The sequence below is a fragment of the Argonema antarcticum A004/B2 genome (assembly GCF_023333585.1).
Classification (GTDB): Bacteria; Cyanobacteriota; Cyanobacteriia; order Cyanobacteriales; family Aerosakkonemataceae; genus Argonema; species Argonema antarcticum.
In genome coordinates this window covers 35,797-41,235 of sequence record NZ_JAIQZN010000066.1, presented here as the reverse complement: position 1 = coordinate 41,235, position 5,439 = coordinate 35,797, and the positions used below count along the sequence as shown (strand labels likewise).

The following is a 5,439-nucleotide window of genomic DNA, read 5'->3' as shown; positions in this document are numbered from 1 at the left end:
TCAAAAGTCAAAAGTCAAAAGTCAAAAGTCAAAAGTCAAAAGTCAAAAGTCAAAAGTCAAAAGTCAAAAGAAGGATTTTTGGGTCTTCCGTACTTAGTGTGCCAAACGATTAGTTTTTTTGTGTCCTACGCGCAAAGCTTGGCAGGGATTTCAAGGTGATTGCCCATCCGCAGCAAGTTGCCATAACCAAGCTTTGGGTGTAAATAACTCAACGCCTTACGTAGCAAAGCCTTGAGGATAAATTTAAGTTAACTTAGCACACTAAGTACGCAAGAGCCGGATTTTTTTGACTTTTGACTTTTGACTTTTGACTTTTGTAGTTTCTAGCCCAAGAAAAAGATTCCCTGATTGGTGTCTTGATCGACTAGCTGTAGAGATTGCACACCTTCTACCAGAGCTACCAAATCTCCTGTGTTGGTGGAGATGCTCACACCAGAAGCCCTGTTTCCTGTCACGGCAAACGAACCAGCATTCAGAACGTAGTCGTTCACCGTTCCAGTTAGCTGGATAGAATCTTTGGAGCGTTCAAAATACTTGATGTAAGCGTAGTCGCCATTTGCTCCCCCCACATATAACCTTTGGGCAACTGGATTCGCGCCTGTTCTGCCAAAGCCTAATATGAAGGCATCGTTCCCTAGTCCACCAATCAGCATATCTGTCTCGCCGACTCCGAGACTGGTCGGTCTGGGGTCGGGGGCTCCCCTGACAGCGAAAACGTCCAACCCCACTCCCACGATGCCGGTTAAGGGCCCATTCCCAGTAACAATATCATTGCCATTGGTTCCAGAGGACAGAGCCAATCTGTTTTCAAATTGTCCTGTGCGGATGTAGTGCGCTTCGGCAGATGGGAACTGTCTGGAGGCAACTAAAGGCCCGACATCGGGATAAAGAGATAAGTAATAATCTTCGTTGAAGCCGCTGCTGGTGGGAACAACAGGTGCGCCGGGACGACGTTCGGCTTCTCCGTACAAGATAAAGTGTTGCAAACCGGAACGCAAAGATCCTGCTGCGACAGCGTTCCTGATATCGGGGTTAGCCGCTAAATACTGGGCTTCGTTCCAAAGCGGTGAGACGAGAACGCGGCCTTCATTTATACCAGAGCGTTGAAAATGTTCCAATCCAGAAACAAGCGCTCCAGAGGCGACGGCTGCCCTGATATCGGGGTAACTGTTGAGGTAGTAGGTTTCGTCAAAGATGGCATAAGTCATTATTTTGGTTCCCCTGATTTGATGAGTGAGGTTGTTTTGCGATCGCTCAAAGCCTTGACGGCAAATACTCAGTCCATAGTTCCAAAAAAAGTCCCAAGGATGACAGTACTACGAAGTAGCGCGATCGCACCTCATCCACTAGATCGATGCGATCGGGTGACTTGCTTAGCAAATTTCATCGAGTTTACTCTTCAGTTGGGATGATGTTGCACAACCAGTACTACCAAGAAAATGGTATTGTCTCTTATCAAAAGCTGTGCAATAACCTCAATGTTACTTTCTGAACCCAAAGCGATCGTCGATACCTGGTTTCAAACCCTTTTTACCCAAGGTAAAGAAGAAATTTTAGACAATCTAGTTGCCCCTGGCTTCATTGCACACGGTCAGGGCAATGCCGTCGATCCCTTTGGAATTGAGGATTTTAAGGCGTGGTTGCGCTGGTATCGAGCCACTTTCACAGATCCAGAATGGACAATTCACGATGTGATTACCTCACAAGATAAAATTGTAGTACGCTACTCCGGTTGGAGTACTTACCGAGGTGGATTACTCGACATTCCTTGCCGGAATCAGCGGGTGTTAGAAACGGGAATTATGATTTTCATGATTCTGAATGATAAAGTTCAAGAACTTTGGTGCGAAATGAGTGACTTGCAAGTTGTGCAACAACTGGGTGCATTCCCGGCACTGAAATAGAGAAGTACTTAGGCTTTAATGTTTGCTCCACCATTCACGACATTTTTCACCATATCGCTGCTGAGAAAGTCATGAGGAAATCCTAACTCAATCTTGCTCACGTCATCTAAATGAGCTATATGTTCTGATGAAAGCACAAAATCCAAACATTGGAGATTATCTTCTAAATGTCCGATCGTGCGTGCCCCAATAATCGGACTGACGACACCTGGTTTTTGGAGTAACCAATTTAAAGCGACTTGTGCGGGAGAACGACCAATTTCTGTGGCTATTTTTTGCACTTCCTCTGCAACTGTCAGATTGCGATCGGTTAACTTACCGAATGTTTGATTAAATTCTTTACGGCTTGGCGTTTCTGGATTAACGTTAGCATCTTGTGGCTGCGTTTTGTTGTACTTTCCAGTCAGTACTCCGCCGCCAAGTGGAGACCAGGGAACAACGCCGATATTAAGTTCTTGCGCCATCGGTGTGAGGTCGCGTTCGACAGTTCGTTCCAGTAAATTATATTCTATTTGCAGACCAATAAAAGGAGTCCATCCTCGCAGTTCGGCAATGGTGTTTGCTTGCGAAACTTTCCACGCAGGCGCATCGGAAATTCCTATATAAAGGACTTTTCCGGCTCGAACTAAATCGTCGAAAGCTCGCATGATTTCTTCAATCGGTGTGAGGAAATCCCAAATATGCAACCAGTAGAGATCGATATAGTCTGTTTTCAAACGTTTCAGACTTGCTTCTAAAGATTGGATCATGTTTTTACGATGATTTCCACCTGCATTTGGATCGCCTTGACGAGTATTGCAACTGTATTTAGTGGCAATTACAAGTTGCTCTCGGCGGGATGCCATGAATTCCCCTAAATATGTTTCGCTAGTGCCATTGGTATAGGCATCTGCGGTATCAATAAAGTTACCGCCTCGCTCTACATACAAATCAAATACTTTTCGACTTTCCTCTTTATCAGAGCCCCAATTCCAATCTGTGCCAAATGTCATGGTACCTAAGCAGAGGGGAGATATTCGCAAACCGCTTTTTCCCAGTAACCGATAGTCAGTGAGTGCTGCTAATGTCTGAGGTGGCATTGTTTTTTCTCCTTACTTACAAAGATTTACTTCAATTGGTAATCTTGATTGTACTCGACTAATTCGATTTCGTTTCCGTCGGGATCTGTGACATAAATGCGATGCTTTGTTTCGGGCGCTGTCATAGTATAATACTCAATGCCATGTTTGTCGAGATGTGTTTTCATGGCATCGCCGTCATCAATGACTAATCCAATGTGATTGATGCCGATGTTCTCGTAAATATTATGCACTCGCTCTTCGTTTGGTGTATCGTTGAGTGCTAGATAAAATTGGTTATCACCAAAGTGCATCCAGCGACTACCATCGTTTACGCCTTCGACGCGCACATACCAATTGGGAAAAACCGTTTGATAGAAATTTTTGGTGGCGTCGATATCTTTGCAGGAAAGATTGATGTGTTCAAAACGAATAAGATTCATTTGTTTGTCCTTATTTTTGCAAAAAGATTTCTCTAGGGTAGGTATTACTTACCTACCTAATATGGTTTGCGCTGTCTTATTTAAATCATAGTCGTTATGATTATGAGTTGCAACTAAATGGCGAAGATTGTCTTTATGGACTACTAACTATCGCCGGAACAGTGGAACCCCACCCCCAACCCCTCCCCGCAACGGGGAGGGGAGACTATTACTCCCCGCAACGGGGAGGGGAGACTATTACTCCCCGCAACGGGAGGGGAGACTATTACTCCCCCTCTCCGTTGCGGAGAGGGGGTAGGGGGGTGAGGTTTGTCCCGGCGATAGTTAGTAGCCTCTTTATGGAAATTTCATATAATTTGGCATATTTTGAAGCTTTGGTGAAGATTGAGGATTTTATACGGATAGATAGATGAAATCTGGTAGATTAAGGGCTGATTTAAAGGTTTTTTTAGTTTTATCTCGCAGGAGATCCCCCTAAATCCCCCTTAAAAAGGGGGACGTTGAAAGTTGTGGGTTGGGCCTTTGGAACGAAAGCCAACGACAAATAGGGAAGGAGCTAGGACTGAGTGGCAACTGTAAAGTTTTGCAACAAAACATCGAGTAGCGCATAAAAGCGGAAGTTCGATCCTGAGAGATAGATAGAAGCATAAATTTGCAGGTTCTGGGAGGGTGCAATGTCTGATTTGGATATCGGCGTTTTGAATAGCAACCAAAATTATGCGGGTTTCGTTGGCAATTCCGACCCGTTTGACCTCTATAAGTTCAGCTTGAACTCTCCGGGAAAGGTGGGAGTTTCTCTCAACGGACTGAGTGCAAATGCTGACCTAGAGGTACTTGACAATCGGGGTGGTGTACTGTATAATTATGCGAACGGCGATTTGAGTGATGAAGTAATTGCGATCGACAACTTAGCCGCCGGAGATTACACGATTCGAGTCAAACAAATTAGCGGCGAAGCGAAATACGACCTGAATTTGACAGTTGAGAATAAGCAAGTCGATCCGATTACCGGATTGAAAGTGGAATCGGGATATTTTACAGTCGGAGAAACCGGACAAGTTGGAGTTGATTTTATTAATGATGGCGGCGGGTATAAAGGCGAATTAGCCATCTTTAGTTTAGACGGAATGGATCAATTTGTTCCCGGTTCGGAAGAGTTTATTAAAGAAGCAGCAAATCGATCGCAGAGTAATTCAAACTTAGGTTATGTGGTAATTTCTGACCCCAACGAAGCAGCAAAATTTAATGTTGGTTTGGCAAATGCCGATAACGATGGAGAATACAAAGGTGTCAAGACGTTTGCGATGACACCTGGGGATACATTTGGCGTGATGTTAGTGCCAAATGGGAAAGTGCAAGAAGTATTTGATAATCCTAATATTGGTGGTGCAAAGCGTCCGTTATTTTCTTTGGTGACAGCGAATCCCAACGAAGCTTTTCATGTCGGACAAATTGCAGATATTAACGGGACGGGTAGCGCATTTGCGATCGAAGATCTGCGCGTCGATACCGGAACAGATAAAGATTATAACGATGTAATTTTTAGGTTGAGTGGTGCGACGGGGAAAGCGGTTAATTTGGATGAGGTGATAGATCCTGCTAAAGATTGGCGGGATTCTAAGTTGGGTAAGGATTTGATTGATTATGTGAAAGCAGAATCGCCTGTCACCCCACCACCAGTAATCGATCCGGGAACACCTGTCACTCCACCACCAGTAGTCGATCCGGGAACACCTGTGACTCCGCCACCAGTAGTAGATCCGGGAACACCTGTTAATCCACCACCAGTAGTAGATCCGGGAACACCTGTAACTCCACCACCAGTAGTCGATCCGGGAACACCTGTAACTCCGCCACCAGTAGTCGATCCGGGAACACCTGTAACTCCGCCACCAGTAGTCGATCCGGGAACACCTGTTAATCCGCCACCAGTAGTCGATCCGGGAACACCTGTGACTCCGCCACCAGTAGTCGATCCGGGAACACCTGTGACTCCGCCACCAGTAGTCGATCCGGGAACACCTGTGACTCCGC

The 5,439-nt window shown here is 45.3% G+C and carries 5 protein-coding genes; 2 read left to right on the top strand and 3 right to left on the bottom strand.

All coding sequences use genetic code 11. The annotated features are described in order from the left end of the window. Positions 1 to 323: 323 nt before the first annotated feature. Entirely contained in the window at positions 324 to 1,208 is an 885-nt protein-coding gene (locus tag LAY57_RS24275) for a hypothetical protein (protein ID WP_249069675.1), read from the bottom strand. Between the two features lie 270 nt (positions 1,209 to 1,478). On the opposite strand from LAY57_RS24275, the gene LAY57_RS24270 reads away from it, so the two are divergent. Continuing rightward, complete coding sequence (locus LAY57_RS24270) at positions 1,479 to 1,904, top strand: ester cyclase (RefSeq protein ID WP_249069674.1); 426 nt, start codon at positions 1,479 to 1,481, stop codon at positions 1,902 to 1,904. 8 nt (positions 1,905 to 1,912) lie between these two features. Here LAY57_RS24270 and LAY57_RS24265 read toward each other — a convergent pair whose 3' ends face one another. Together LAY57_RS24265 and LAY57_RS24260 are read right to left on the bottom strand one after the other, a co-directional pair. Beyond that, on the bottom strand, positions 1,913 to 2,983 hold the full coding sequence (locus tag LAY57_RS24265) for an aldo/keto reductase (RefSeq protein ID WP_249069673.1): 1,071 nt from the start codon (positions 2,981 to 2,983) through the stop codon (positions 1,913 to 1,915). 26 nt (positions 2,984 to 3,009) lie between these two features. After that, positions 3,010 to 3,405 carry a VOC family protein gene (locus LAY57_RS24260; RefSeq protein WP_249069672.1) on the bottom strand — a complete coding sequence of 132 codons (396 nt, stop codon included), beginning with the start codon at positions 3,403 to 3,405 and terminating at the stop codon, positions 3,010 to 3,012. A 674-nt stretch (positions 3,406 to 4,079) separates the two neighbouring features. On the opposite strand from LAY57_RS24260, the gene LAY57_RS24255 reads away from it, so the two are divergent. Beyond that, a partial coding sequence (locus tag LAY57_RS24255; RefSeq protein ID WP_249069671.1) for a DUF4114 domain-containing protein occupies positions 4,080 to 5,439 on the top strand: 1,360 nt, incomplete at its 3' end.

What these genes read in the sequence shown, in the direction of transcription:
- LAY57_RS24260 (WP_249069672.1), bottom strand. Translation starts at nt 3,405, where the DNA reads ATGAATCTTATTCGTTTTGAACACATCAATCTTTCCTGCAAAGATATC.
- LAY57_RS24275 (WP_249069675.1), bottom strand. Translation starts at nt 1,208, where the DNA reads ATGACTTATGCCATCTTTGACGAAACCTACTACCTCAACAGTTACCCC.
- LAY57_RS24270 (WP_249069674.1), top strand. Translation starts at nt 1,479, where the DNA reads ATGTTACTTTCTGAACCCAAAGCGATCGTCGATACCTGGTTTCAAACC.
- LAY57_RS24265 (WP_249069673.1), bottom strand. Translation starts at nt 2,983, where the DNA reads ATGCCACCTCAGACATTAGCAGCACTCACTGACTATCGGTTACTGGGA.